We start from the raw sequence: 272 nt of genomic DNA on the forward strand, positions 1-272 counted from the left end.
TGTTCAGCGGGCTGCTGTCGCACTACCTGTTCCGAGACCGCTACGGGCGGCCGGGCAAAGGGAATGACAAGGGCAATGTCGAGGGGATGGTGGGCTATGCCCGCCGCAACCACATGGTGCCGATCCCCCACTTCCCGGATTGGGAGAGCTTCAACGCCTATCTCGAAGAGCAGTGTCGCGCCCGTCAGACTGATACACTCCGTGGGCACACGGAGACCATCGGCGCGCGCCTGCAAAGAGACCTGGCCGAGATGCGCCCCCTGCCGGCGGCC

1 pseudogene is annotated in these 272 nt (G+C 65.4%); it reads left to right on the forward strand.

The features are described 5' to 3' along the window. A pseudogene (locus ACH107_RS33820) lies at nucleotides 1–272 on the forward strand (IS21 family transposase); the annotation flags it as partial.

It is taken from the genome of Roseovarius halophilus (ex Wu et al. 2025), assembly GCF_047086965.1.